The following is a 24,115-nucleotide window of genomic DNA, read 5'->3' on the forward strand; positions in this document are numbered from 1 at the left end:
CTGACCCGGTGACCGTCGTCCTCGCCTTCCTCGCCAACATCCTCGTCGCGATCGCGAAGACGGTCGCCGCCGTCATCACCTCGTCCGCGTCGATGGTCGCGGAGGCCGCGCACTCCTGGGCCGACGCGGGGAACGAGATCTTCCTGCTCATCGCCGACCGGCGCGGCGCGAAGACCAAGGACGCCCGGCATCCGCTCGGCTACGGCCGCAACGCGTTCGTCTGGTCTCTCATCGCCGCGTTCGGCATCTTCACCGCCGGCTCGATCGTGTCGATCATGCACGGGATCCAGGAGCTGTCCGACACCGGCCCCGTGGAGAGCCCGGTCGTCGCCTATGTCGTGCTGGGCATCGCCTTCGTGCTGGAGGGGGCGTCGTTCACGCAGGCGATGGTCCGCTCCCGTCGGCTGGCCAAGGAACGCGGGTCCTCCACGTGGGACTTCGTGCTCGAGACGAGCGACACCACGCTCCGGGCGGTGTTCTTCGAGGACTCCGCCGCCCTCATCGGCCTCGTGCTGGCGGGCGGATCGATCCTCCTGCACCAGCTCACCGGCGTCGCCGCGTGGGATGCGATCGGGTCGATCCTCGTCGGGATCCTGCTCGGCGTCGTCGCCGTGATCCTGATCGGGCGGAACATCGCGTTCCTCGTGGGCACGTCGGTGTCCCCCGCACTGCGCTCGCGGGTGGGCACGGCCCTCCTCGGCATGGACGAGATCGAGCGGGTCACCTACCTGCACATCGAGTACGTGGGGCCGAATCGCCTGTTCCTCGTCGCCGAGGTCGACCTCGCGGGCGATGCGCGCGAGCACGACGTGGCCCGGCGGCTGCGGGAGGTGGAGCGGCGGATCGAGGCCCACGATGCTGTCGAGACCGTCGTGCTGTCGCTCTCGGTGGACGACGAGACCTCGCTGGATTTCGCTCGGGTGTGAGGCCGGTCAGGCGCGCCAGTTGTCGGCGAGCTTGGTGAGCAGCCGCGCGAGCTCGGTGCGCTCCTCCTCGGTGAAGGACTCCAGCGCGCGGCCGAGCATCTCGCGGCGTTCCCCCCGCATCCCGCGGGCGAGCCGCCGGCCCTCCTCGGTCAACGCGATGCGGGTGCGGCGGGCGTCGTCCGGATCGGCCTCGCGCCGCACGAACCCGGCCTGCACGCCCTGCTGCACGAGCCGGGACGCCCGCGGCTGATCCACGCCGATCGCCTGCCCGAGCGCGCTCACGCTCAGGGGCTCCGGCGCGGCGGCGAGCGCCTCGAGCATGCGGAGACGGGCCGGTCCGCCGAGGCGGCCGCCGTCGGCCATCCAGGGCGGCATCCCCGGGTGACCACGATGGTGAGCGAAGTGCTCGTGCGGGTCGCCGTGAGGGCCGTGACCGTGTGCACCGTGCGGCCCGCCGTGCTCGCGACCGCCGGGTCCGGGGCGGCGTCCGCGCAGTCGGGAGAGCGCCTGCGCGATCGCTTCGGCGGCGTCGGGGGACGCGGGGTCGATCGGATCGGTGGCCATGCCCCGATTTTACATGCAGCTTGACATGCGTCTCCCATCCATGTCACACTGCATACACATGCACACTGACATTGATATGTCGGATGACATCCGTCATCGGTGCACCACAGACCATGAAGGATCACCATGAACACCACGACAGACAACACCTCTGACAACAGCTCCCGTCCGTTCGGCTACTGGCTCAAGGCCGTGGATCGCCTGATGGCCCAGGAATTCGCCACCGCCTTCGCCGCGGAGGGCGCGACCCGTCGCGACTGGCGGTTGCTGAACGTCGTCGACGGCTCGGCGCCCTCGCCCCGCCCGCTGAACCCGCACAAGCTGCACGACCTCGTCGACCGCGGCTGGGTCGAAGCGGACGGCGACGGGTGGACACTCACTGGGGAAGGCCGCGCGGCGAAGGAACGTCTCGGCGCCGCCGTCGACAGCATTCGCGCGAAGGTCGCCGGCGCCGTCTCCGACGAGGAGATGGCGACGACCCTCGCTGCACTCGAGAAGATCGCTCGCGCCTTCGACTGGGACGAGGAGACCCCTCTCCCCCGGAAGCGGCGTCCCGGGTTCGGCTTCGGCCCCCGGCACGGCTTCGGCCGCCGGCACGGGCACGGGCACGGCTTCGGACCCGGACACGGCTTCGGACCCGGGGACTTCGAGCCCCGGCACGGCTTCGGTGCCGGACACGGCTTCGGACACGGGGACTTCGAGCCCCGGCACGGCTTCGACCGTCACGATGGCGAGGAGGACGGCGGGTACCGCGGACGCGGTCACCACGACGGTCACGCACACCGCGATCACGGTCACGCGCGTTGCGGCCACGGCCACGGCCATCGGGCGCAGCGGATGGCGGAGCGCGCATTCGAGCGCGGCTTCGACGCCGGATTCCGCCACGGCCACGCCGCCTGACCGTCCCCCTCAAGCGCCTCACCCGACTCCCGGGTGAGGCGCTTTGCGCTTCGCGAAACCGGAACCGGGATCACTTCCGCACCTTCGGGCGCCCCCGCGGCACATTCCCAATCCCCCACCCGCACCCCAGTGCGCCCTGAGGCGGAGACGCGGGCGAAGCGCCCTGAGCCGAGACGGGATCAGAGTCGCGCCTCCCAAGCCGTTCCGGGGCACATTCTTGATCCCACACCTCGGCCACGCGAGCACCCACTCTCCGAACGAGATCAGAATCGCCCCTCCCGAACGCCTCAGCGGCACGTTCTCGACCCCGCCCGTTGATCCAGGCAGGCGGCGCGGGAGGGGCGGGGACGAGGCGCCCGGTGCATGCGCAAGGGCCCGAGGTGACAAGTACAGGGAAGGCACGTGCGTGGATCAGGAACGGCCCCTCCGTCGCGCCTCGCGGCCCATTTCTCATCCCGCACGCAAGACGGCAGGACCCCGACCGTCGGAACGGGGATCAGAAACGACCCTTCCGACGGATCTCGGGGCCCGATTCTCATCCCGCACGCGAAGGGGGCAGACCGACGGTCGGACGGGTTCAGAAGCGGGCCTTCGAAGCGGGATTGCGGTGCGTTCGTGATCCCGCAGGGGGAATGGGGCCCCGGCCGCGGGATGGGGCTAGAGGGCGAGGAGAGCGAGGGCGGTGTCGGGGGCACCCGCGTCACGGAGGCGTGCGCGCATGGCGGCCGCCGCGAGCCCGTACGGCTTGCCGCTCCGCAGGAGGAGCGACCGCGCGTTGGCCTGCTCATTGAGGGCGACGAGCTCGAACGCCAGGACCTCCACGTCGGCCGCGTCGACCTCGCCCTCCGCCGCGGCGAACCGCAGCTGGGCCTCGATGTACCCGTACCAGTCGACGAGGGCTGCCCGCACGGCATCGCTCACGGGGCCGGGCTTGGAGTCGACGTCCGCCGCAGTCGCCGCGAAGAAGCAGCCGCCCGTGAAGACGCGGTCCTTCGAGTAGACCAAGGCATTGTGGAGGAGCGCGGCCAGGCGATGCGCTCCTCTCGGCTGGGTGCGGGCGGGCTCGATGATCCGCGCGACGAAGATGTCCCGAGCGGCGGCGACCGTCGCGAGCTGCAGGCCCTCCTTGCTCTGGAACAGCGTCGCGATGCTGCTCTTGCTCGACCCCGAGGCCGCGGCGAGGCGCCCGATCGTCACGCCGTCCAGCCCCTCGACGGAGGCGAGGTCGGTCGCACTCTCCAGCACGATGCGGCGGGAGGCGTCGCCCCGCGCCCGCCGGCCATCCTGCATCACCGTGTCCGTCACACCTCTAGTATACGAACGATCGTTCGCCTACTATACGGATGATCGTTCGTATAGTTCGGTGAAGGAGCCCCCATGCCGTCCGCGTCCACCCTCCTCGTCCGCACCCTCCCCGCTGTGGGACGTGTCACTCCCCGCCTCGCCGGCGACCTCGCATACCGGCTGTTCTTCTCCACCCGCCCGCGGATGGCCGTGCGTGCCGCCGACGCCGCGACCCATGAGGCCGCCCGCCGCGGGAGCATCCTCGTGCGCGACATCCCCGTCACGACCTACACGTGGGGCGGGGGTCCGCGCACCGTGCTGCTTCTGCACGGCTGGCGTGGCCGCGCCTCGCAGTTCGCGCCACTCGTGCGGGAGCTCGTCGCCGAGGGGCTCCGGGTCGTCGCCTTCGACGCTCCGGCCCACGGCTCCTCCGGCGGGCGGAGGACCGACATCCGCGACTGGGTCGAGGCCGCGCAGGAGCTGGAACACACCCACGGCCCCTTCTCCGCCCTCATCGGCCACTCCTTCGGGGGTCTCGCGGCACTGACCGTCGCCCGGACGTCCGGCCCGGTCCCCGCCGTCGCCGTCGTCGCCGGTGCCGCGGCTCCCGAGGCTTTCCTCGCCCAGTTCGCGCACGACCTCCGCCTCGACCCCGCCACCGCGGAACGGCTCCGCACCCGCTTCCACCGCCGACTCGGCCTCGATTCCGCCTCCGCCGCCGAGCGATACGATGCGGCCGCGGATCCTCTGCCCGCCGGCACCGCCCTGCTCCTCGTGCACGATCGGGGTGACCGCCGGATGACCGACCAGGACACCCTCAGGCTGCACGCCGCCCACCGCGGCCGCTCCCGCCTCGTCCGCACCGTGGGTCTCGGCCATACGAAAGTGCTGTCGGCCGACCCGACCCTCGACGCGGTGGTCGCCCTCGTGACCGGAGGGCTCGACGCCGTCGATGCGCTCGGCACCGCGACGGGACGGGCAGCCACCGACGCCGCACCGGCAGACCGGGCCGCCGCCCTCCGCAGCGCTACACCCGGATCGGCAGGAAGCCCGCGTCCGGGCCGGCCGCCGCGAACGGCAGCCCGACAGTGGTGATCAGCACCACGAGCGTCACCACGGCCGCCGCGAGCAGCAGGAACAGCACGACGAAGACCACGACGGAGAGCACCCGGTAGCTCCCGGTATCGGCGACCTCCGGCGCGATCGATCGCTGTGCCCAGTCGTCGGCGGCCGCCGCGGGCTGCTCACCCTGGAGGATCGCGGGCGTCGGACGGGATCGTTCCGAGCGACGGGTCGGGACCGGAAGCACATCGTCCGCGGCGTCCGGCGTCGCCAGTAGTCCCTCCGGAATCGGCGTCTCCGGTGGCGGGGGCGGGATCACGTCATCGGCGGACGGGATCACCGCATCGGCGGGAGCGATCTCCGGTCCCGCAGCGCCCGGCGGCACTGCCTCGTACGGCGCCCCAGGCTCGTCGGGGGTGGTCCCGCTCGCGTCGCTCATGTCAGCCTCCGACGGCTCCGATGTCGGTCACACCCACGTCCGTGCGGTGGAAGTTCTGGAAGGAGCGGGACGCCGTCGGTCCTCGCTGGCCCTGGTAGCGGTTGCCGTAGGGGCCGGAGCCGTACGGGTTCTCCGCCGGCGAGGTGAGCCGGAAGAAGCAGAGCTGGCCGATCTTCATGCCGGGCCACAGCTTGATCGGCAGCGTCGCCACGTTCGCGAGCTCCAGGGTCACATGCCCGGAGAAACCCGGGTCGATGAAACCGGCGGTCGAGTGGGTGATGAGCCCGAGGCGGCCGAGAGAGGACTTGCCCTCCAGCCGGGCGGCGATGTCGTCCGGCAGGGTGACCTGCTCGAAGGTGGCCCCCAGCGCGAACTCGCCGGGGTGCAGGATGAAGGGCTCGTCCGGGTCGACCTCGATCAGCCGTGTGAGCTCGGGCTGATCGACCGAGGGATCGATGAACGGGTACTTGTGGTTGTCGAACAGGCGGAAGTAGCGGTCCAGCCGCACATCGATGCTCGACGGCTGGATCATCTCCGGCGCATGCGGTTCCAGGCCGACGCGGCCGGAGGCGAGTTCTGCTCTGATATCGCGATCGCTGAGAAGCACGGCACAAGCCTAGTCACGAGCGACCCGCGCTTTGGCCATCCGGCCTGCGACAGGTAGGCTTGCTCCACCTGCTCTCGGGCGGGTACGGGGCTGTAGTTCAATGGTAGAACTTCTGCTTCCCAAGCAGACAGCGCGGGTTCGATTCCCGTCAGCCCCTCCACATCTCTGATCCTCGCCTCGATGCGACCGGTTCGGCGTCCCCCTCGCTGACCGACCGGCATCCATCGAAAGAGGGAGACTTCCCTCCATCGTCTTGACGATGTCGCCGCACGACGCTCCTGGTGGAGTGACAGGTATGGCACATTCTCGCGCTCTTCGGCGCTTTCCCGAGTGGATGACCTCCCGTGGCGGCGCATGGATCATGCTCGGCGTGGTCCTCCTGATCATGACGGCTCTCTTCGGCCTGTTCGGGTCGACGAAGGCGCCGGCCGGCAACGAGCAGGCCCCCGCGGGATCGGAGTCGGCGCGAGCGAGCGCCCTGCTGGCCGAGTTCCCGAACGCGGATCGCCAGTCCGTGATCGTGGTCGCGTCGCGCAACGACGGCGCGACGCTCTCGGCACAGGACGTCGACGCCCTCGACAGTCTCCTCCCGGTGCTCGGCACGCACGCGGACGCGGATCCGACGGGGCCTCTCGTGAGCGGGGACGAGAAGGCCGCAGTTCTGGTGACGCCGATCGCGGTAGGTCTGACGAGCACCGACACCGCCGCCGTGATCGCGGCGCTCCGCGCCGACGTCGACGAGCACGCCCCGGATGGGATGACCCTGCTCGTGACCGGGGGCCCGGCGTTCGGCGCCGATATCGCCGCCTCCTTCGAAGGGGCCGACTTCACCCTGCTGCTCGTGACCATCCTGATCGTCGCGGTACTCCTCATCGTCACGTACCGGTCACCGGTGCTGTGGCTGCTGCCGCTCACCGCCGTCGGCCTGGCCGACGGACTCGCCGGCCGCCTGACCGCGGCTGCCGGTTCCGCGTGGGACCTGCAGTTCGACGCCGGGATCATCAGCGTGCTCGTCTTCGGCGCCGGAACCAACTACGCACTCCTCCTGATCTCGAGGTACCGGGAAGAGCTCGCCACCACCGCGAGCCATCGCCGCGCGCTCAGCACCGCGTGGCGGCGGACCGCTCCGGCGATCCTCGCCTCGAACCTCACCGTCGTCCTCGCACTCTTGACGCTCGTCCTCGCGGTGATCCCCGGCACGCACGGGCTCGGCGTCTCCTCCGCGATCGGCCTGCTGGTCGCCCTGGCGTCCGTCCTCTTCCTGCTGCCTCCCCTGCTGGCGGTGTGCGGACGGAACGTGTTCTGGCCGTTCGTCCCTCGTCCTGGAGCTGCCGCACGGCGCGGCGGGGTGTGGCGGACGATCGCGACGCGCGTCGTGAGCCGGCCGGTCGTGAGCCTCCTCGGGGGTGCGGCCCTGCTGACCGTGATGACGGTCGGCCTCGTCGGGACGACCGTCGGGCTTGACCAGGTCGACAAGTTCCGGATCCCGTCCGAGTCCGCGACGGGTCTCGAGGTGCTCTTGAACCACTTCCCGGCGGGAGAGGCGCAGCCGATCCTCATCGTCACGGACAGCGGCGAAGCCGAAGCCGTCCTCACTGCGGCGCGCGACGTGGAGGGCATCGTCCGTGCCACTCCTGTCGGGACGACGGCCGATGAGAAGCTCACGAAGATCCTGGTGACCAGCGAGTATGCGCCCAGCACCGAGGAGAGCCTCGCCCAGATCACCGGACTCCGCGATGCCGTGCACGCTGTGCCGGGGGCCGAGGCGGTCGTCGGCGGTGCGGTGGCCACCGATCTCGACGCCCGTGCCGGGAACCTCGCGGACCTCGGCGTCGTGGTGCCCCTGGTCCTGGCGGTGAGCTTCCTGGTGCTGGCGTTCCTGCTGCGGTCGCTGGTCGCGCCGCTGCTGCTGCTCGCCGTCAATGTGGCGAGCGCCGTGGCCGCCATCGGTGCCGGGGCCTGGCTCAGTCGCGTGCTGTTCGGACAGCACGCGCTCGATCTCCCGGTGCCGCTGCTGGCCTTCCTGTTCCTGGTCGCCCTCGGCATCGACTACACGATCTTCCTCGTCCACCGTGCGCGGACCGAGGCAGCGCTGCGGGGTACCCGGGACGGCATGGTGGAAGCGGTCGCCCACACCGGCGGCGTCATCACGAGCGCCGGCATCGTCCTCGCCGCCGTGTTCGCAGGGCTCGGCGTCCTGCCACTGGTGACCCTCGGACAGCTCGGGCTGATCGTCGGCGTGGGCGTGATCGTCGACACCCTGGTGGTCAGGACCGTGATCGTCCCGGCACTCTTCGCGCTCGTCGGCGACCGCATCTGGTGGCCGGGGCGACCTGCCTCCGGACGCGTCGCTGACGCGAGGTGATCACGGTGGAGACCGGTGCACCCGCTCAGGCCACCGGACGATACCGCTGCATGACGGCACCGGAGCGGAACTCCCGCCGCTCCACGAGTTCGAGCCGAAGACGCTCGTGCACGCCGTCGAGCAGCCGAGGGCCGTGCCCCGCGACGACCGGATGCACCACGAACACGTACTCGTCGATCAACCCGAGGTCCGCGAGTTTCGCGGGCAGGGTCACTCCACCGACCGACAGGCCCGCCCCCGGCTCATCCTTCAGCTGCCGCACCGCCTCCGAGAGATCGCCGCGCACGAGGTCCGCGTTCCAGTCGACGGCATCGAGCGTCGCCGAGACCACGTGCTTCGGCATGCCATCGATGACCTCGGCGAAGGGTGTCTCCCACTCCTCCATCCAGTCCGGCCAGACCCCGGATTCCGGACGGCGCCACGCGGCCCGCATCATGTCGTACGTCACCCGTCCGTAGAGCAGGGCGTCGGCGCGCTCCAGCTCCGAGGTCCAGAAGCGCATCGACTCCTCATCCGGCGGGAGCCCCGCCTCGTGATGGCAGCAGCCGTCGAGTGTCACGTTGATCGCGTACCGCAGCGGCCTCATCGGAGCTCTCCGACCGGGATCGGCACCGTCAGCACGTTGCCGGGTGGCGCCAGCGGGCACGCCCACGCCGGGTCGTAGGCGCACGACGGGTTGTACGCGAAATTGAAGTCGAGCACGATCGTGCCGCGGCGTGGGTCGGCCCCGAGGTCGGCACCCTTGATCGTGTCGATGAGGTAGCGCCCGCCGCCGTACGTCCCCCCGCTCTGCCCGGCGGAGGCATCCCGCACCGGCACGAACAGACCGCCGCCGTAGGAGGCGAGCCGCCACACGTCGAGAGACCCGACGTCAGGGATCTCCACGACGCCGACGCGCTCGAACGGCACGACGCCATCCGTCCCCGTCGCGAACTCGAACGTGGCCGGATCCGTGTCGAGGATCGGGAGCTCGAACCGCCAGGAAGGGTCGTACGAGGCGATCGGCAGCCCCTCGAACAGCGCCCTGTCCTGCGAGAGGAGGGGCGTCGCCGGGTGCCGCAGCAGCAGCTCGTCGCGCTCGATCCGCCACAGCTCGTGCGCCTCCTCCGGGGAGTCGGCCCGTCGCACCGCTTCGTACAGGGCGAACACCCGCCGCCGCCAGTCGACGACCTCGACGGCCGTCTGCGCATTCGTCATGCGCCCACGGTACGCCGGACGACGGACGCCCGGAATGCCTCAGCTCCGGTCGATCATCTCCGCGTACCCGTCCTCGTACGTCGGGTACGCGAGGTCCCCGAGAACCGAACGCAAGAGCGTGCCGTCGTAGACGAAGCCGCTCGGCGCACTGCCGTCGTCGGGCGGTACCGGCAGACCGAGGCGGTCGGCGAGGAAGGCCACGACGTCTCCGAGCGGTGCGGGTGCCGCATCGACGGCGTGCACGAGCGCCGGGGGCTCCGGCGTCCGCAGCAGCAGGTCGAGAGCGCGCACCAGGTCGGTCTCGTGGATCCGGTTCGTGCGGCGACGGTGGGCCACCGGAGCCCCTTCCCGGACCTTCCGGAGCAGGAACTCGCGCCCAGGACCGTAGATGCCGGCGGGGCGCACGACCACGGCGTCGAAGAGCTCGACGGCCGCGCGCTCTCCGTCGCGCAGACCGCGGCCGCGATCCGTGGTGGGCACCGGCTCGACCCGCTCGGTCACCGGCTCGGCGCCACCGGCGCCGTCGAACACCCCGGTCGACGAGACGAAGAGCGTCCGCGCGGGCGGGGACGGCAACGCCGCCGCGAGGTGCGAGAGCGCCGTGCGGTACGACGACACGTCCGGCCCGGGTGGCAGCGTCACCACCATCGCGTCGACCTCGGGCAGCGGACCCGTGAGCGGGACGGCGAGGTCGGCGGAGAGCGCCTGCACACCGTCCGGGACCGCTCCGGCACTGCGGCGGAGTGCCACGACGGCGCCTCCGTCCCCGAGGAGCAGCGGGGCGAGCCGGGCGCCGAGCTTCCCGAAGCCGACGAGGAGGGTGCGGCGCGGCGGAGGCGGAGTGGTCATCTCCTCCACCCTCGCACATCGGTGCCGGGCGACGGACGTAGGCTTGATCGGTGACGGAATCGCAGGGACGGGTGTGGACGGGGGTCCTGCGCGTCGGCCCGCACCGCGGCGATCACCGGGTCGCCCTGCGCGCCGCGGTCAGTGTCGCCGTCCCGCTGCTCGTGCTGTGGGCCGTCGGCCGGCTCGACCTCAGCATCTACGCGAGCTTCGGCGCCTTCGCCGCGCTCTACGGCCGGCACGACGTCTTCCGCGACCGGATCCGCATGCAGGCGAGTGCCGGCGGCGTGCTGCTCCTCGCGATGCTGATCGGCACGGCGCTGTCGGTCCTCGCCGCCCCCGCCGTGCTGAGCATCCTCGTCGTCGCACTGGTCGCGGCGGCCGTGACGCTCCTCGCCTACGTCCTGCAGTGGCACCCGCCCGGTCCGCTGTTCACGGTCTTCGCGACCGGCGCATGCGCGACCATCCCCGCCACCGGCGCCTCCTTCGGCGCGGTCCTGCTCGTCGGCGGGGCGAGCGTGCTCTTCGGCCTCGCGCTCACCGTCCTCGTCGCCGTGGTCACCCGGAGCACGGCGGAGGCGCCGCCGCGACGGCGCCCGTCCGTGGGCCCGGTCGCCGCCGAGATGGCCGCCTCGGTCGCCGTCGCGATCGTCGGTGCCGGAGTCGTGGGCCTGCTCCTCGGCGGCACTCACTGGTACTGGGCGGCGGTCGGCGCGGTGGCGGCAGTCAGCGGCGCGCAGCTCAACGCCCGCGTGATCCGCGGCATCCAGCGCCTCGTCGGCACGCTGCTCGGCGTGCTGGTGGCCGCCGGGATCCTCGCTCTCGACCTGCCGCCTCTCGCCGTGATCGCCGTCGTGGTGGTCCTGCAGGGGACGGCGGAACTGTTCATCGGCCGCAACTACGGCATCGCGATGGTGTTCGTCACCCCGCTGGCCCTCCTGATGGTGCACCTGGCCGCACCCACACCGGTCGCCGACCTCTTGACCGATCGCGTCCTGGAGACGATCATCGGCGTCCTCGTCGGCACGATCGTCGCCGTCGCGTCGGCCGCGCTGCGCCGGCGGGGTCGGCGCCGCCCGTGACGACACGACGGAGCGCCGCACCCCCGGAAGGATGCGGCGCTCCGGTCGATCGTGTCTACTCGGCGTCCGCAGCGATCTTCCGCGCGTCGTCGGCGTTGAGAACCCGGAACAGCAGCGCCGCGATGATCGCACCGGCCGCAGGAGCCACGATGTAGAGCCAGAGGGAGCTCCACGCGAAGTGCCCGCTGACCGAGAGGCCGAGCGCCACCGCCGGGTTGAACCCGCCACCCGAGATGGAGCCGACCGTCGCCGCACCGACGAAGACGGTCGCACCGATCGCGAGCCCGTAGAACGAGTTGCCCGCGGTGTCCTTCGAGGTGGCGGAGTTCAGCACGACCCAGACGAGGATCAGGGTGAACAGCGCCTCGACGAGGAACGCCGGGCCGACCTCGATGACCATCGCCTTCTCCCCCGCCGGCCAGACGGCGAGAGCCACGAGAGCGGCGAGCGCCCCGCCGGCGAACTGCGCGACGAGGTAGGACATGAAGTCGGCGACGCTGAGCCCGCCGCGCAGGAACACGCCCAGCGAGACCGCCGGGTTGAGGTGGGCGCCGGAGATGTGGCCCGTGGAGTACACGAGCACCATCAACGTGAAGCCGATCGCGAGCGGGGTGAGCGGGCTTCCGCTGTTCACCGCGGCGATGATGGCGAGGACGAAGAGGAACGTGGCGATCGCTTCTGCGAGCGCCTTACGAGGTGTACCGATCATGAGAGTGTCCTTCTGTGGGATCGCAGGCGGCCCCCCGTCTCCCCGGAACCGTCCGGGCGACGACCCGCCTTGCGGCACTGAGGATAGCGCGCGGTCGTCCTGTGCTGGCTCATTGGCGGCGGGACTGTCAAGCCCGTCGCCCCACCGGCTTCCGGGCCGTACCGTGCAAGGATGACCGCCCAGACCGAGCCGCGCGCCGAGACACCCACCCGGCTGCGCCGCGCCATCACCGGCCCCCTCCTGTTCGCGTTCATCCTCGGTGACGTCCTGGGCGCGGGGATCTATGCGCTCATGGGCGTGCTGTCGGAGGACGTGGGCGGTCTGCTCTGGGCACCGCTCGTCCTCGCCCTCCTTCTCGCCATGCTCACCGCCGGCTCGTATGCGGAACTCGTCACCAAGTATCCGCGCGCCGGCGGCGCCGCGGTCTTCGCCGAGCGCGCGTTCCACAGCCCGCTGGTCTCCTTCCTCGTCGGCTTCAGCATGCTCGCGGCGGGTGTGACCAGCGCGGCCGGTCTCGCCATCGCCTTCGCCGGCGACTACCTCAGCACCTTCATCGACCTGCCGACCATCCCGGTCGCGATCGTCTTCCTCGCGATCGTCGGCCTGCTCAACGCCCGCGGCATCCGCGAGTCGATGGGCGCGAACCTCGTGATGACGGCGATCGAGCTCAGCGGCCTCGTCATCGTGATCGTCGTCGTGGCGGTGTTCGTCGGCGGCGGGGGCGGCGACCTGTCCCGGGCGACGCAGGTGCCGGAGGGGGCGAACGTCGCGCTGGCGGTGCTCTCCGGCGCGGTGATCGCGTACTACTCCTTCGTCGGCTTCGAGACCTCCGCCAACACGATCGAAGAGGTCAAGGACCCGCGGCGGACCTATCCCCGCGCGCTGTTCGGAGCACTCCTCACCGCGGGCGTCGTGTACGTGCTCGTCGGTATCGCCAGCGCCGTCGCCCTGCCGGCGTCCGAGCTGCAGGAGTCCAGCGGTCCACTGCTCGCGGTCGTCGAGGCCACCGGGGTCAGCGTCCCGTCCTGGCTGTTCAGCCTCATCGCCCTCATCGCAGTCGCCAACGGTGCGCTGCTCACGATGATCATGGTCAGCCGCCTCACCTACGGCATGGCGGAGCAGAACCTCCTGCCGTCGGTGCTCGGGCGCGTCCTGCCGAAGCGGAAGACCCCGTGGGTCGCGATCCTGACCACGACGCTCGTGGCGATGGGCCTCACGCTGGTCGGAGACCTCGCGACCCTCGCCGAGACCGTCGTGCTGCTGCTGCTCGTCGTCTTCCTGAGCGTGAACATCTCGGTGCTGGTCCTGCGCCGCGACAAGGTCGAGCACGACCACTTCCGCGTGTGGGCGTTCGTCCCGGTGCTGGGCATCGCGTCCTGCATCCTGCTGCTCACCCAGCAGCGTCCGCAGGTGTGGCTGTTCGGCGCCATCCTTCTCGCCGTCGGCGGGGTGCTCTACGCTGTCGCCCGATGGACCCGCAATCGATCGAAGACCGCCGACACGAAGGAGAGCCATGAGCACGCCTGACAACACCGCTGACGAGACGTTCGAAGAGAACCGTCACGACCAGCTGACCTCCGCTCCCGATGCCACGGAGGCCGACGCCGCGCCGCGCGTGGACGTCTCGGAGCACGATGGCAACACGCGCATCGACATCCGGGATGACGCGGAGGTGCGCCCGGGCCCCGGTCCTGGCATGCCGGAGGCCGACGGCGAGGACTGATCCGGCGCCGTCGGGCGCTACAGCCAGCCCTTGCGCTTGAACGCCGCGTAGAGCCCGACGCCCATCGCCACCATGAGCAGCACCGCCATGGGGTACCCGAGTGCCCAGTGCAGCTCCGGCATGTGGTCGAAGTTCATGCCGTAGACGGTGCCGACGAGCGTCGGAGCGAAGAGGATCGCCGCCCAGCCGGAGATCTTCTTCACCTCATCGTTCTGGCGGATGCTGAGTTCCGTCATCCGTCGCATCTCGTCGTTCTGGCGTCGCGCGACGATGGTCGACTCGACCGTGAGGGCGTTGTCGAGGACGGAGCGGAAGGTCGTCGCCTTGTCGCTCACGCGCAGGGTGTGGTCGAGGACGTCCCGCAGGTACCGCTGGAGCTCCTCGCTCACGCGGTACTTCTCGGATCCGCGGAGCAGCGCCTCGAGCATGCCGGTCAGCGGCTGCGTCGCCCGCTGGAAGTCGATCACCTCGCGACCGAGGTCGTAGATCCGCTGGGTCGCGTCCGCGTCCTCCTCGAAGAGCTGACCCTCGATCTCGTCGATGTCGTTCTCGAGTCCGGCGAGAACCGGGGAGTACTCGTCGACGACCTCGTCGAGGATCGCGTAGAGCACGGCCTCAGGGCCGTGGGCGAGCAGAGCGGGATCGGCCTCGAGCCGGCGACGCACGCGGCCGAGGTCCGGCGACTCCGCATGACGGATCGTCACGACGAAGTCGGGTCCTACCAGCACGTGCACCTCGCCGAACTCGACCTCCTCGCGCTCGTCGAGATAGCGGGCGGGGCGGAGGACCATGAACAGCACGTCGCCGTACCGCTCCAGCTTGGCGCGCTGGTGACCGGAGAGCGCGTCCTCCACGACCAGCTCGTGGATGCCGAACTCGTCAGCCACGGCGCGGATCTCCTCGGGGCTCGGCCGATACAGACCGATCCACCCCATGCCCCGTCGTTCGCGGATCCGCTCGAACGTGTCGTTCAGGCTCTGCGGGTTCTCGGTGCGCACGCCATCGACGTAGACGGCGTTGTCGACGATCGCCATGCGGACCTCCTGCTCGTCGAAGGCCCGCTCAGCCGGCCGGAGGGACGCACGCGAGCGCGGCGTTCGCGATGGCCGTGTGATACTGCTCGGCCGTGTAGGGGAGACCGAACTCCGGAGCCGTCTCCCCGGCCGCCGCGGGAGCCTTGGAGGCGATCGCCGCGAGCTCCCAGGAGAGCTGCTGGGCGAAGCGCGCACCGCCCGTGGAGTCGTTCAGCACCACAGCCACCGTGAAGCCGGTCGTCGGGTCGGAGTACGCCGCCGTCGCGTAGCCGGGAGTCCAGCCGTGCTGACCGATCATAGAACCGACGATGTAGGCGCCACCGGTCGCCTGGTACCACGATGGTGCCTTGTCGTACGCGGGGAGCGGCGACGCGAAGCGGTCCGGCTCGTCCTTCGTGCGCAGCACCTGCTTGGCCTCGGCCTGCATGTACCGCCCGAGGTCGGTGATCGTCGACACCACACCCGAATCGGTGAAGCCGGTGCTGGAGGACATCGTCGTGATGTCGACGGGCGCGGCGCAGGTGAAACCGCCCTCGACGGCTCCCATGTAGTGTCCGCTGAGCGACGCCCCCTCCGACGGCGGTGCCGCAGCGGGCGACGGCAGCGAGGTGTCCGCGAGCTCCAGCGGCTCGGTGACGTACTCGGCGATCAGTTCGCGCGCGCTCATCCCCGAGGCGCGCTCCAACGCGAGGCCGAGGAGAAGGTATCCGGCGTCGGAGTCGCGGAACGTGGTCTGCGGAGCGACGCGCGCGCGGCCGAGACCGTAACCCGCGAGCTCGAGGGGCGCCCAGACCCGCTCCGGGGTGTTCAGCCACGCGCTCTTGACCGTCGCCTCGGACGAACCGGCGCCACTGGTTCCGTTGCACAGATCGAGGAGAGTGACATCGGCCATGTCGGCGACGCCCGAGACGTACTCCGGCACCTTCGCGTCGAGCTCCACGGTGCCCTCGTCGGCGAGCGCGTAGAGGACGTCGCAGGTCATCAACCGGGTGATGTCGGCGATGCGGAACGACATGTCGGTGGAGAGCTCGCCGCCGTCCGCCTTGTCCTGTGTGCCCGTGGCGGCGACCCAGGTACCGCTCCACGGCACCCAGACCCCGACGATCGCCCCGCTGGCCCCGGAGGCCGCGAGCGCGTTGTCGACCGCGCCCTGCAGCGCCGCGACCGTGTCGTCGGGAAGCGTGGCGTCGACCTGCGGGGGTGGCGTATAGCTGAAGGAGCCCTCGGAGGAGCATCCGGTGAGGACGAGACCGAGAACGGCCGCCGTGGCCGCTGCGGCGCGCCACCGGCGCGACGAGAGAAGCTGCATGTGTGGGAACCCCCGAAGACGTGTCCCCTGAGTCTAGAACGCGGATGCTGAAAGTCGGCCCCGCGTGGCGTCGTAGGGTGTCCCTGTGCCCCATGATTTCGATGCCGACGTGATCGCCGCCGTCCTCCGCCACATGAACGGCGACCACACGGACGACAACCTCCTCATCGCCCGCGCCTTCGCCGAACCGTCCGCGGAGGCGATCGACGGGGCGGTGATGACCGGCTTCGACGGGCAGGTCGGGGTCTGGGAGATCTCCCGCGGTGGCTCGACGTCGGAGCTCCGCGCCCCGTGGCCCGGCGGTCCGATCACCGAGCGCCGAGAGGTGCGCCGCGAGGTCGTGGCCCTGTACGACGCGGCCTGCGCGCGCCTGGGCATCGAACCGCGTCCGCACGACTGAGTCGTCCCGCACAGTTCGGGCTTCCGCCCAAGGTTAGGCTGCCCTTACACTGAAGCCATGCCCGAGATCCTGTCCTTCTCCGCCGCCCTCCGCGAGCGCTCCTCCGGCTCGCACTCCCGCAGCGAGACCGCCGGCTTCATGTCCGATCTACTCAAGGGCGAAGGGTCGCGCGAGGACTACATCGCCCTGGTCGCGCAGCACTACTTCATCTACGACGCCCTCGAAGGCGCGGGAGAGCGGATGCGTCAGGACCCGGTGGCCTCCGTGTTCCTCAGCGACAAGCTCACGCGCCTCCCCGCGCTCGAAGCCGATCTCGCCTTCCTCCTCGGCCCCGAGTGGCGCGAGCGGATCGCACCCCTGCCCACCACGCAGCGCTACGTCGACCGCATCCGTCAGGTGGGCGCGACGTGGGCGGGCGGGTTCGTGGCGCACCACTACACCCGGTACCTCGGCGATCTCTCCGGCGGCATCTTCATCGGGCGGGTGATGGCGCGGCGCTTCGGCTTCGAGACCAACGGCATCGGCTTCTACCTGTTCGACGACATCGCCGACCCCTCCGCCTTCAAGGACGTCTATCGCGAGCAGCTCGACGCCGCTCCGTGGGACGAGGCGGAGCGCGAGCGCGTCATCGACGAGGTGCTGCTGGCGTACCGCTTCAACACCGAGCTCTTCGAAGACCTCGACCGCGCCCGCGCCGCCGCCTGACCCGGCAGCGACCTCAGGTCCTCGGCAGCTCCGGCGTCGAGGCCGCCAGCCACGCATCGCGCATGAACCGGCGCACGTCCTCATCCACGCGGATGTCGCTCGGCCGCAACGGACGGGAGAGGTACAGCCCGTCGAGCGACGTGAGCCGGCTCAGCGCGACGTAGGTCTGCCCCGGCGCGAAGGCCCCGGAGCCCAGGTCGATCACGGCGCGATCGTAGGTCTTGCCCTGGGACTTGTGGATCGTCACGGCCCACGCGAGCCGCAGCGGGAACTGCGTGAACTCGGCGACGACGTCCCGGGAGAGCTTCTTCGTGTTGGGGTCGTAGGCGTACCGGAACCGCTCCCAGACGGCCGGCTCGACGTCGACCTCCTCGCCGTCGATCTCCACGCGCACGGTCCCGCCGAGGATCCGGGTCACCGTCCCGATGGTGCCGTTGACCCAGCGCGGCGGCTCTCCGGTCATCGCGGTGTCGTTGCGCAGGAACATCACCTGCGCCCCCACCTTGAGCTTGAGCTCGGATTCGGCGGGGAGAGAGGCCTCGCCGCGGCCGAAGTCGCCGTTGACCTCCGCCCGCGCGGTCTGCTCCTTGCCGGGCAGCGCGGCGAGATGCCGGCTGTTGATGCTGTTCACGATGTCGTTGCGGGTGGCGAGGGTGATCATCGGCACCTCGCCGGGCTCGGGCTCCGGCGGGGTGCGCGCGCCCTGAGCGTTGAGGATCCCGGCGATCTCCGCCGTCACCCGTCCATAGCGGACGGCGTTGAGCATGGACTTGAAGCCGTCGTCCGACTGGCGGTGGATCTGCACGAGCTCCCGCACGTGCAGCTCCGCCCGTGTGTCGACCTCGAACAACGCCCCCTGGGTCTCTTGAGTCCCTGAGCCTGTCGAAGAGCCTGTCGAAGGGCCCGCCCACACCTTCGCGTCGAAGAACCAGAACGACCGGTAGTGATCCTTCACGTACCGAGCCTCATCGCCCCGGGGCGGGACCGGAGCGAGCTGATAGGGGTCGCCGAACATGACGACCTGCACACCGCCGAAGGGCTCTCCCCGCCGCCCTCTCGCCTGCCGCAGCGACCGATCGATGGCGTCCATGAGGTCGGCGTTGACCATGGAGATCTCATCGATGACGAGGGTCTCGATCGCGTTGAGGATGCGTCGGGTCGCATCGTTCTGATCGATGTCGCCGTCCCCGATGAGGCCGATCGGGAGGCGGAACAGGGAGTGGATCGTCTGCCCCTCCACGTTCAACGCTGCGACGCCCGTGGGAGCGCAGATCGCGATCTGCTTCTTCGTGTTCCAAGCGAAGTGCTGCAGCAGCGTGGACTTCCCGGTGCCGGCGCGTCCCGTGATGAACACGTGCTCGCTGGTGTCCTCGATGAGCCGGAACAGCTCCTGCTGCTCCTCGGACAGGGCGGGAAGGGACACGGTTCTCACAGGGCTGACGGGGCGGACACGGGGCGCTCCCCCATGCTACGTGCCCCGTCCGGGACGGGGCCGCCGACGCTCGGCGTCCCCCCAGGACGCCCTCCTAGACTGACCGGCATGGAGCGGGCCGGGACGCGCGCGCCCCGGCGGTCGCGCCTGGGCGCCGATCTGGCGATCCTGGGCCTCATCGGCGTCCTCCTGCTGGCCGCGATCGGCGCGGGTGGCGCGACGCTCTACCGGCAGTTCTACGGCCCGTCGGCGTTCGTGGTCCGCTATCTCGACCTGCTCTCCGAGGGGCGAGCCGCCGATGCCCTCCGCGTTCCCGGTGTCGCTATCGACCGGGAGACCCTCGATGACGCCGGGATCGACCCCGCCGCGTCCGAGGCGATGCTGCGCCGCTCCGCCCTCGGTCCGCTCAGCGACGTCGAGGTCGAATCCGAGGAGCCCTCCGGCGACGGCACCGCGGTGACCGTCAGCTACCGCGCCGGCGGCCACTCCGGCACCACCACGTTCCACGTCGCGCAGGACGGCTGGGCCGGCGTCACACCGAACTGGCGGTTCACGACCAGCCCCCTCGCCGTCGTCGAGCTCACGGTGCGCGGAGCCGACCGGTTCTCCGTGAACGGGTTCGAGGTCGACCGCCGCCAGGTGTCCGCCGCCGGGCCCGCGGCGTTGCCCCTGGAGCCTCTCCCGCTGCTCGTCTTCACCCCCGGGCTCTACTCCGTGACGGTCGACACCGCGATCGCGGAGTCCACCGGGCACGGCGTGCTCGCCGACGAGCCGCTCGCCGTGACCCCTCTCGATGTGCAGACCGAGCCGACGGAGGAGTTCGTCGACGTGGTCCAGGAGCGCGTCGAGGAGTTCCTCACCGCGTGCACCACGCAGGAGGTGCTGCAGCCCACCGCGTGCCCGTTCGGCCTGCGCGTCGAGAACAGGATCGCCGCGCCGCCGAAGTGGTCCATCGCCCAGCAGCCCGAGATCATGGTCGCGCCGTCCGACGACGGTCACTGGCAGATCCCGGCCACCGACGCCGTGGCGCACGTCGAGGTCGAGATCCAGTCGCTCTTCGACGGCTCCGTGGAGCCGGTCTCCGAAGACGTGCCCTTCCGGGTCAACGGCTCCATCGCCATCCTCCCGGACGGCTCGGCATCGATCCGCGTCGGCTCCCCGGACGATCCCGTGAAGTGAGACCGGTGCCCGGTCAGCGGCCCTGGCGCTCCGCCGCGCGCTGATCCCGGGCCGCGAGGTCGGCGAGCCGCGCGTTGTACTCCTCCAGCTCGGCATCGCCGGTGCGATCGGCATGCCGATCGCGGCGACGCTGGAGCTTGGTGTCGCTCCGGCTCCACTGGATGGCGACGGTGATCGCGAGGATGAGCGTCGGGATCTCCCCGATCGACCACGCGATGCCCCCGCCCACGTACTGGTCGGTCATCGGGTCGGCGCCCCAGTCGCGGCCCATCGCACCGAACCAGTCGGCGACCATGAGCCCCTCCTGCATCATGATCGCCATGCCGAAGAACGCGTGCATGGCCATCACGGCGATGAGGGTGATGAGCCGGCCGGGGTACGGCAGGCGATACGGCACCGGGTCGGCGCCGATCAGACTCATCACGAAGAGGTACCCAGAGATCAGGAAGTGGGCGACCATCCACTCGTGCCCGAGGTGCTCGAACATCGACCAGCGCACCAGGTCGGTGAAGTAGAACGCCCAGAGGGACAGGATGAAGATCGCCGCCGCCACGATCGGGTGCGTCACGACCCTCGCGAACGGCGAGTGGACGGCCCACATGATCCATTCGCGACCACCGCGGGTGCCGTCGTCGCGCTTGTGGATGGCGCGTAGCGCGAGGGTGATCGGCGCGCCGGAGACGAGGAGCAGCGGGATCGCCATCGAGAGCATCATGTGCCCCAGCATGTGCACGCTGAAGAGGTACTCCTGGTACGCGTTGATGGGTCCGCCGGTCACCCACACCAGCAGGAGCAGACCGAGCACCCAGAACACGGTGCGGTGGATCGGCCAGCGATCGCCGCGCACCCGGAGTCGGCGCACCCCTGCGAGGTAGAAGAAGAGTCCGAAGCCCGCCGCGACGAGCCACAGCACGTCGATGTCCCAGGCCGTGAACCAGCGCTCCAGAGTGAGCTCCGGCGGCAGCAGCGAGCCGGTGAGGATCTGCGCGGGGGTCTGCGCGAACGCGGCGACCTCTCCGGTCGGCGGGGGCGTGCGAGCGAGCGCGGCCGCCGCGCCGGAGGCGAGGCCCATGAGCGCCACCTCGCCGAGGACCAGAGCCCAGAACCACCGGGAGGCGCGGGCGCCGCTCAGCTTCGGGATCAGCCGCGTGCGGTACCAGGCGCCGAGCAGTCCCATGCCGACGAGCAGGACGGCCTTGACGACGACGATGAGTCCGTAGGGGGTCGTCCACACGGCCTCCCAGCTCCCGACGGCCACGATCGACCGCGTGAAGCCGGAGAAGGCGACGACCGCGAAGGCCGCGATCGCCAGGGACGAGTAGCGGCCGACGAGCCGGGGGAGGTCGAGCCCCTGCTGCCCGCGCAACAGTACGAGAAGGAGCAGCCCGCCGAGCCACGCCGCCGCGCCGATGGTGTGCAGGAGGATCGAGTTGACGGCCATGTTGTGTCCGTCGAGGTCCCCCGCGTGCCCCTGGGTCGCCAGCGGCAGGAAAGACACCGCGGCCAGCAGGGCGGTGAGCAGCGTGGGTGTCCAGGTGCGCCAGGCGAACGCGAGCACCGTGATGACGGCGCCCAGGATCGTTGTGATCAGCCACGACTGCCCCAGCGGGAGCTCGAGCAGGAAGCGGCCGAGCTGCGAACCGAACTCGCGCTCGATGCTGAGCTGCGGGTTGAAGGCGGCCATGAAGGAGAAGAACCCGGCGAGCCCGGCGGAGACGGTGAAGACGGCGGCGCCGATGGACGCGATGTTCAGGGCCGTGTCGAAGGTGCGCTCCCCCGCCTGCAGTCCGAAGAGCGCCAGCACGAGGGAGCCGAGCATGACGGCGCCGGCGATGTTCATCACGAGCTTCGCCAAGGGCGTGCCCCACAGCACCACCGGCCCTGGATCCTGCAGCAGCGGCGGGTTCGCCCCTCCCCCGACCAGAAGCGCCCAGACCAGAGCGGCTCCGGCTGCGACGAGGAGGATCACGATGCCGGCGAGACGGTACGCCGACGTCGGGCGCGGCGTCTCGGTGCGGGAACTCACCCCTCCAGCCTAGGCGCGCGCAGCAGGGAGAACGCACGAAGGCCGCCCCCGAAGCGGGGGCGGCCTTCGAACGGGTGCGGTCTTACTTGACGGCAGCCTTGAGCTTGGAGCCGGCGGTCACCTTGACGCGCTTGCCGGCCGGGATCTTGATCTCGGCGCCGGTCTGCGGGTTGCGGCCCGTGCGGGCGGCCGTGTCGACCTGCTCGAACGAGATCCAGCCCGGGATGGAGACCTTGCTGCCCTTGGCGACGGCGTCGGAGACCGTGGCGAACAGCGAGTCGAGGACACCGGAGACGGTGGCCTGGCTCTGGCCGGTGGCGGAAGCGATGCTCGCGACGAGCTCGGTCTTGGTGATGGACTTGTCAGCCATGTCATCCTCCAGCGACGAAGGACCGTCGCATCGTGTGTGTGGGTACGAGGAGCGGGTGCTCCCCGTTGGTCGTGTGACCGCCTCGAATGTACCAACGGCGACCCGGATTTCCGCGTCATTTCGCGGGTTTCGACCTATTTCCCGGCGTGTCGCGTCACATTGGCCACTCGTGCCACAGGTTTTCGGCCGCACGCTCGCTGGTTCAGGCCCCCGCGTGGCTTCAGGCACTCCCTGACATATGCGCCTGATCCGGCGTGATCGCCTGCGTTCCCGGGCATGCAAAAGGGGCGAGGATCCGAAGATCCCCGCCCCTTCTCGCTGGGTGCTTACCAGCTCGACTTGGTCACGCCGGGCAGCTCGCCACGGTGCGCCATGTCACGGAAGCGGACACGCGAGATGCCGAACTTCGTGAGGACACCACGGGGGCGGCCGTCGATGACGTCGCGCGAACGCACGCGAGCCGGCGACGCGTTGCGCGGCAGCTTCTGCAGGCCGACGCGGGCGGCCTCGCGGGCCTCGTCGGTGGCGTTCGGGTCGACCAGGGTCTTCTTCAGCTCGGCACGACGCTCGGCGTAGCGCTCGACGATGACCTTGCGCTGCTCGTTGCGCGCGATCTTGCTCTTCTTAGCCATGGATCAACGCTCCTCTCGGAATTCGACGTGCTGACGGATGACCGGGTCGTACTTCTTGAGCACGAGGCGGTCGGGGGTGTTGCGGCGGTTCTTCTTGGTCACGTACGTGTAACCCGTACCCGCCGTCGAACGCAGCTTGATGATCGGACGGACGTCCTGAGCCTTCTTGGCCATTAGAGCTTCACACCCTTCGCCTGGAGGTCCTTGACGACGTTCTCGATGCCGCGCACGTCGATCACCTTGATGCCCTTGGCGGACACGTTGAGCGTGATCTTACGACCGAGCGAGGGCACGAAATAGGTCTTCTTCTGCACGTTCGGGTCGAAGCGACGCTTCGTCCGGCGGTGCGAGTGCGAGACGTTGTGACCGAAGCCGGGAACAGCTCCGGTCACCTGGCACACTGCTGCCATGATGATGACTCCTTCATTACCGTGAGACCGGACGGCCTCACCCAAGATCCCTTGTCTGCACGCCGCCCCGCATGCCGATCTCTCGGCGGAAGAAGGGGGAGCACACGAACTGCGCACAGGAGCGTGCGCAGACGAAGAGTCAGTCTAGCACGGCTCCGAGCAGCTGCTCGAATCGCCTGAATGGCCCCATCTCAGCCCGAAACGCCGCCATTCGCGCGACTCGAAGCGTCGGCGGCGCCCCGGCCCCACCGGAACGCGGACACCGTGGGGTCGCTGGGGATCCAGAAGCGCCAAGGGAACGCGTCCGTGCCGGCGATGCCCGCCACCCCCACCCGCGGGCCCTGGGCCACGTCGACCACGGGAGGGCCGAGCCACAACTCCGCCCTGGCGCCGTTCCGCTCCTCGCCGGTGATGGCGTCGATGCCGTCGTGCAGGGAGTGCCGCAGTCCCGCGGCCTGTCCGAGCCGTCCGGGCCCACGCGCGAGGTCCCGCCGAGCGGTGCGGCCGAGCGGGAGGACCGCACGCCGTCGCCGGGCCGCCTCCTCCACCCCGGTCACGATCTCCCCCGCGCGCAGCAGCACCCCGTCACCCTGCCCCTCGGGACCGCAGGCCACGTTGACGCAGGAGTGGATGCCGTGACTCAGGTACACGTAGAGATGGCCCGGCTCGCCCCACATCGTGGCGTTCCGGGCGGTGCGGCCCATGCGGGCGTGGGACCCCGGGTCCGCCAGCGCTCCGGTGCCCTGCCCGTGATAGGCCTCCACCTCGGTGATCCGCACGCGCACCTCCACCGGGCGACCGTCCTCGACGACCACGGTCCGCAGCTCCGCGCCGAGGAGCGTCGGCGCGACCTCCACGGCGGAGCGCATCACGTCGTCGCGGGTCGCGCGCCGCAGCGCCAGGGGCCCCGTCAT

General features: G+C 70.4%; 27 protein-coding genes and 1 tRNA gene. 11 read left to right on the plus strand and 17 right to left on the minus strand.

Translation table 11 applies throughout. The features are described 5' to 3' along the window. Positions 1 to 8: 8 nt before the first annotated feature. Entirely contained in the window at positions 9 to 926 is a 918-nt protein-coding gene (locus AB0310_RS09165) for a cation diffusion facilitator family transporter (RefSeq protein WP_187662667.1), read from the plus strand. A 6-nt stretch (positions 927 to 932) separates the two neighbouring features. Here the strand turns inward: AB0310_RS09165 and AB0310_RS09170 are convergent, their stop codons facing one another. Then, complete coding sequence (locus AB0310_RS09170; RefSeq protein WP_232089121.1) at positions 933 to 1,490, minus strand: MarR family winged helix-turn-helix transcriptional regulator; 558 nt, start codon at positions 1,488 to 1,490, stop codon at positions 933 to 935. 126 nt (positions 1,491 to 1,616) lie between these two features. Here AB0310_RS09170 and AB0310_RS09175 point away from each other — a divergent pair, with 126 nt between their 5' ends. After that, positions 1,617 to 2,390, plus strand: a complete 774-nt coding sequence (locus AB0310_RS09175) for a MarR family winged helix-turn-helix transcriptional regulator (RefSeq protein WP_268776940.1) — start codon at positions 1,617 to 1,619, stop codon at positions 2,388 to 2,390. Between the two features lie 657 nt (positions 2,391 to 3,047). On the opposite strand, the gene AB0310_RS09180 is transcribed toward AB0310_RS09175, so the two are convergent. After that, complete coding sequence (locus tag AB0310_RS09180) at positions 3,048 to 3,695, minus strand: TetR family transcriptional regulator C-terminal domain-containing protein (protein ID WP_366237074.1); 648 nt, start codon at positions 3,693 to 3,695, stop codon at positions 3,048 to 3,050. Positions 3,696 to 3,767: 72 nt separating this feature from the next. Here AB0310_RS09180 and AB0310_RS09185 point away from each other — a divergent pair, with 72 nt between their 5' ends. Beyond that, the gene (locus AB0310_RS09185; protein WP_366237075.1) at positions 3,768 to 4,769 is read left to right on the plus strand and encodes an alpha/beta fold hydrolase; all 1,002 of its coding nucleotides are present in this window, start codon (positions 3,768 to 3,770) and stop codon (positions 4,767 to 4,769) included. On the opposite strand, the gene AB0310_RS09190 is transcribed toward AB0310_RS09185, so the two are convergent. Together AB0310_RS09190 and dcd are read right to left on the minus strand one after the other, a co-directional pair. Next, on the minus strand, positions 4,702 to 5,175 hold the full coding sequence (locus AB0310_RS09190; protein WP_366237076.1) for a hypothetical protein: 474 nt from the start codon (positions 5,173 to 5,175) through the stop codon (positions 4,702 to 4,704). The two genes, AB0310_RS09185 and AB0310_RS09190, sit on opposite strands and share 68 nt — an antisense overlap. Position 5,176: 1 nt before the next feature. Then, a complete protein-coding gene (dcd, locus tag AB0310_RS09195; RefSeq protein WP_025102697.1) occupies positions 5,177 to 5,782 on the minus strand; it encodes a dCTP deaminase in 606 nt (201 codons plus the stop codon). 86 nt (positions 5,783 to 5,868) lie between these two features. On the opposite strand from dcd, the gene AB0310_RS09200 reads away from it, so the two are divergent. Both AB0310_RS09200 and AB0310_RS09205 read left to right on the plus strand, forming a co-directional pair. Beyond that, positions 5,869 to 5,942: transfer RNA gene (locus tag AB0310_RS09200), tRNA-Gly, on the plus strand. Between the two features lie 174 nt (positions 5,943 to 6,116). Then, the gene (locus tag AB0310_RS09205) at positions 6,117 to 8,147 is read left to right on the plus strand and encodes an MMPL family transporter (RefSeq protein WP_366237077.1); all 2,031 of its coding nucleotides are present in this window, start codon (positions 6,117 to 6,119) and stop codon (positions 8,145 to 8,147) included. Positions 8,148 to 8,172: 25 nt separating this feature from the next. Here the strand turns inward: AB0310_RS09205 and AB0310_RS09210 are convergent, their stop codons facing one another. From AB0310_RS09210 to AB0310_RS09220, 3 genes are read right to left on the minus strand one after another with little or no spacing between them, the layout of a single operon-like run. Further along, complete coding sequence (locus tag AB0310_RS09210) at positions 8,173 to 8,733, minus strand: dihydrofolate reductase family protein (RefSeq protein WP_366237078.1); 561 nt, start codon at positions 8,731 to 8,733, stop codon at positions 8,173 to 8,175. Further along, the gene (locus AB0310_RS09215) at positions 8,730 to 9,344 is read right to left on the minus strand and encodes a DUF1684 domain-containing protein (protein ID WP_366237079.1); all 615 of its coding nucleotides are present in this window, start codon (positions 9,342 to 9,344) and stop codon (positions 8,730 to 8,732) included. The genes AB0310_RS09210 and AB0310_RS09215 overlap by 4 nt, the downstream gene beginning before the upstream one ends. A gap of 39 nt (positions 9,345 to 9,383) precedes the next feature. Next, positions 9,384 to 10,193: a Rossmann-fold NAD(P)-binding domain-containing protein gene (locus AB0310_RS09220; RefSeq protein ID WP_366237080.1), complete on the minus strand. Its 810-nt coding sequence runs from the start codon at positions 10,191 to 10,193 to the stop codon at positions 9,384 to 9,386. A gap of 50 nt (positions 10,194 to 10,243) precedes the next feature. Between AB0310_RS09220 and AB0310_RS09225 the strand changes: the two genes are divergently transcribed. Beyond that, complete coding sequence (locus AB0310_RS09225; protein WP_366237081.1) at positions 10,244 to 11,272, plus strand: FUSC family protein; 1,029 nt, start codon at positions 10,244 to 10,246, stop codon at positions 11,270 to 11,272. Between the two features lie 55 nt (positions 11,273 to 11,327). On the opposite strand, the gene AB0310_RS09230 is transcribed toward AB0310_RS09225, so the two are convergent. Further along, a complete protein-coding gene (locus AB0310_RS09230) occupies positions 11,328 to 11,981 on the minus strand; it encodes an MIP/aquaporin family protein (protein ID WP_315636647.1) in 654 nt (217 codons plus the stop codon). Positions 11,982 to 12,152: 171 nt separating this feature from the next. Here AB0310_RS09230 and AB0310_RS09235 point away from each other — a divergent pair, with 171 nt between their 5' ends. Both AB0310_RS09235 and AB0310_RS09240 read left to right on the plus strand, forming a co-directional pair. After that, the gene (locus AB0310_RS09235) at positions 12,153 to 13,508 is read left to right on the plus strand and encodes an APC family permease (protein ID WP_366237082.1); all 1,356 of its coding nucleotides are present in this window, start codon (positions 12,153 to 12,155) and stop codon (positions 13,506 to 13,508) included. Further along, entirely contained in the window at positions 13,495 to 13,704 is a 210-nt protein-coding gene (locus AB0310_RS09240; protein WP_187662679.1) for a multidrug transporter, read from the plus strand. Before AB0310_RS09235 ends, AB0310_RS09240 begins: the two co-directional genes overlap by 14 nt. Positions 13,705 to 13,721: 17 nt before the next feature. Here AB0310_RS09240 and corA read toward each other — a convergent pair whose 3' ends face one another. Then, positions 13,722 to 14,738 (minus strand): magnesium/cobalt transporter CorA, encoded by a 1,017-nt coding sequence (corA, locus tag AB0310_RS09245; RefSeq protein ID WP_187662680.1) that lies wholly within the window; start codon positions 14,736 to 14,738, stop codon positions 13,722 to 13,724. Between the two features lie 28 nt (positions 14,739 to 14,766). After that, a complete protein-coding gene (locus AB0310_RS09250; protein ID WP_187662681.1) occupies positions 14,767 to 16,047 on the minus strand; it encodes a serine hydrolase domain-containing protein in 1,281 nt (426 codons plus the stop codon). Positions 16,048 to 16,132: 85 nt separating this feature from the next. Here AB0310_RS09250 and AB0310_RS09255 point away from each other — a divergent pair, with 85 nt between their 5' ends. Together AB0310_RS09255 and AB0310_RS09260 are read left to right on the plus strand one after the other, a co-directional pair. Further along, positions 16,133 to 16,447 carry a DUF2470 domain-containing protein gene (locus AB0310_RS09255; RefSeq protein WP_366237083.1) on the plus strand — a complete coding sequence of 105 codons (315 nt, stop codon included), beginning with the start codon at positions 16,133 to 16,135 and terminating at the stop codon, positions 16,445 to 16,447. Positions 16,448 to 16,504: 57 nt separating this feature from the next. Next, complete coding sequence (locus AB0310_RS09260; protein WP_060922936.1) at positions 16,505 to 17,152, plus strand: biliverdin-producing heme oxygenase; 648 nt, start codon at positions 16,505 to 16,507, stop codon at positions 17,150 to 17,152. A gap of 13 nt (positions 17,153 to 17,165) precedes the next feature. On the opposite strand, the gene AB0310_RS09265 is transcribed toward AB0310_RS09260, so the two are convergent. Continuing rightward, a complete protein-coding gene (locus AB0310_RS09265; protein ID WP_315636655.1) occupies positions 17,166 to 18,575 on the minus strand; it encodes an ATP-dependent DNA helicase in 1,410 nt (469 codons plus the stop codon). Positions 18,576 to 18,692: 117 nt separating this feature from the next. Between AB0310_RS09265 and AB0310_RS09270 the strand changes: the two genes are divergently transcribed. Then, positions 18,693 to 19,763 carry a hypothetical protein gene (locus AB0310_RS09270; protein WP_187662683.1) on the plus strand — a complete coding sequence of 357 codons (1,071 nt, stop codon included), beginning with the start codon at positions 18,693 to 18,695 and terminating at the stop codon, positions 19,761 to 19,763. A gap of 13 nt (positions 19,764 to 19,776) precedes the next feature. On the opposite strand, the gene AB0310_RS09275 is transcribed toward AB0310_RS09270, so the two are convergent. From AB0310_RS09275 to AB0310_RS09300, 6 genes are all read right to left on the minus strand, one after another. Beyond that, positions 19,777 to 21,789, minus strand: a complete 2,013-nt coding sequence (locus AB0310_RS09275) for a bifunctional copper resistance protein CopD/cytochrome c oxidase assembly protein (RefSeq protein ID WP_232089123.1) — start codon at positions 21,787 to 21,789, stop codon at positions 19,777 to 19,779. Between the two features lie 82 nt (positions 21,790 to 21,871). Next, positions 21,872 to 22,159: an HU family DNA-binding protein gene (locus AB0310_RS09280; protein ID WP_017203554.1), complete on the minus strand. Its 288-nt coding sequence runs from the start codon at positions 22,157 to 22,159 to the stop codon at positions 21,872 to 21,874. 326 nt (positions 22,160 to 22,485) lie between these two features. After that, entirely contained in the window at positions 22,486 to 22,791 is a 306-nt protein-coding gene (gene rpsN, locus AB0310_RS09285) for a 30S ribosomal protein S14 (protein WP_017829734.1), read from the minus strand. 3 nt (positions 22,792 to 22,794) lie between these two features. Next, entirely contained in the window at positions 22,795 to 22,965 is a 171-nt protein-coding gene (rpmG, locus tag AB0310_RS09290; protein ID WP_017203558.1) for a 50S ribosomal protein L33, read from the minus strand. Beyond that, positions 22,965 to 23,201 (minus strand): 50S ribosomal protein L28, encoded by a 237-nt coding sequence (gene rpmB / locus AB0310_RS09295; RefSeq protein WP_017203559.1) that lies wholly within the window; start codon positions 23,199 to 23,201, stop codon positions 22,965 to 22,967. Before rpmB ends, rpmG begins: the two co-directional genes overlap by 1 nt. Positions 23,202 to 23,392: 191 nt before the next feature. Then, positions 23,393 to 24,115, minus strand: coding sequence for a DNA-3-methyladenine glycosylase (locus AB0310_RS09300; protein WP_259952550.1), 723 nt, complete (start codon positions 24,113 to 24,115; stop codon positions 23,393 to 23,395).

This window comes from Microbacterium meiriae, from assembly GCF_040702565.1.
GTDB classification, from domain to species: Bacteria; Actinomycetota; Actinomycetes; order Actinomycetales; family Microbacteriaceae; genus Microbacterium; species Microbacterium meiriae.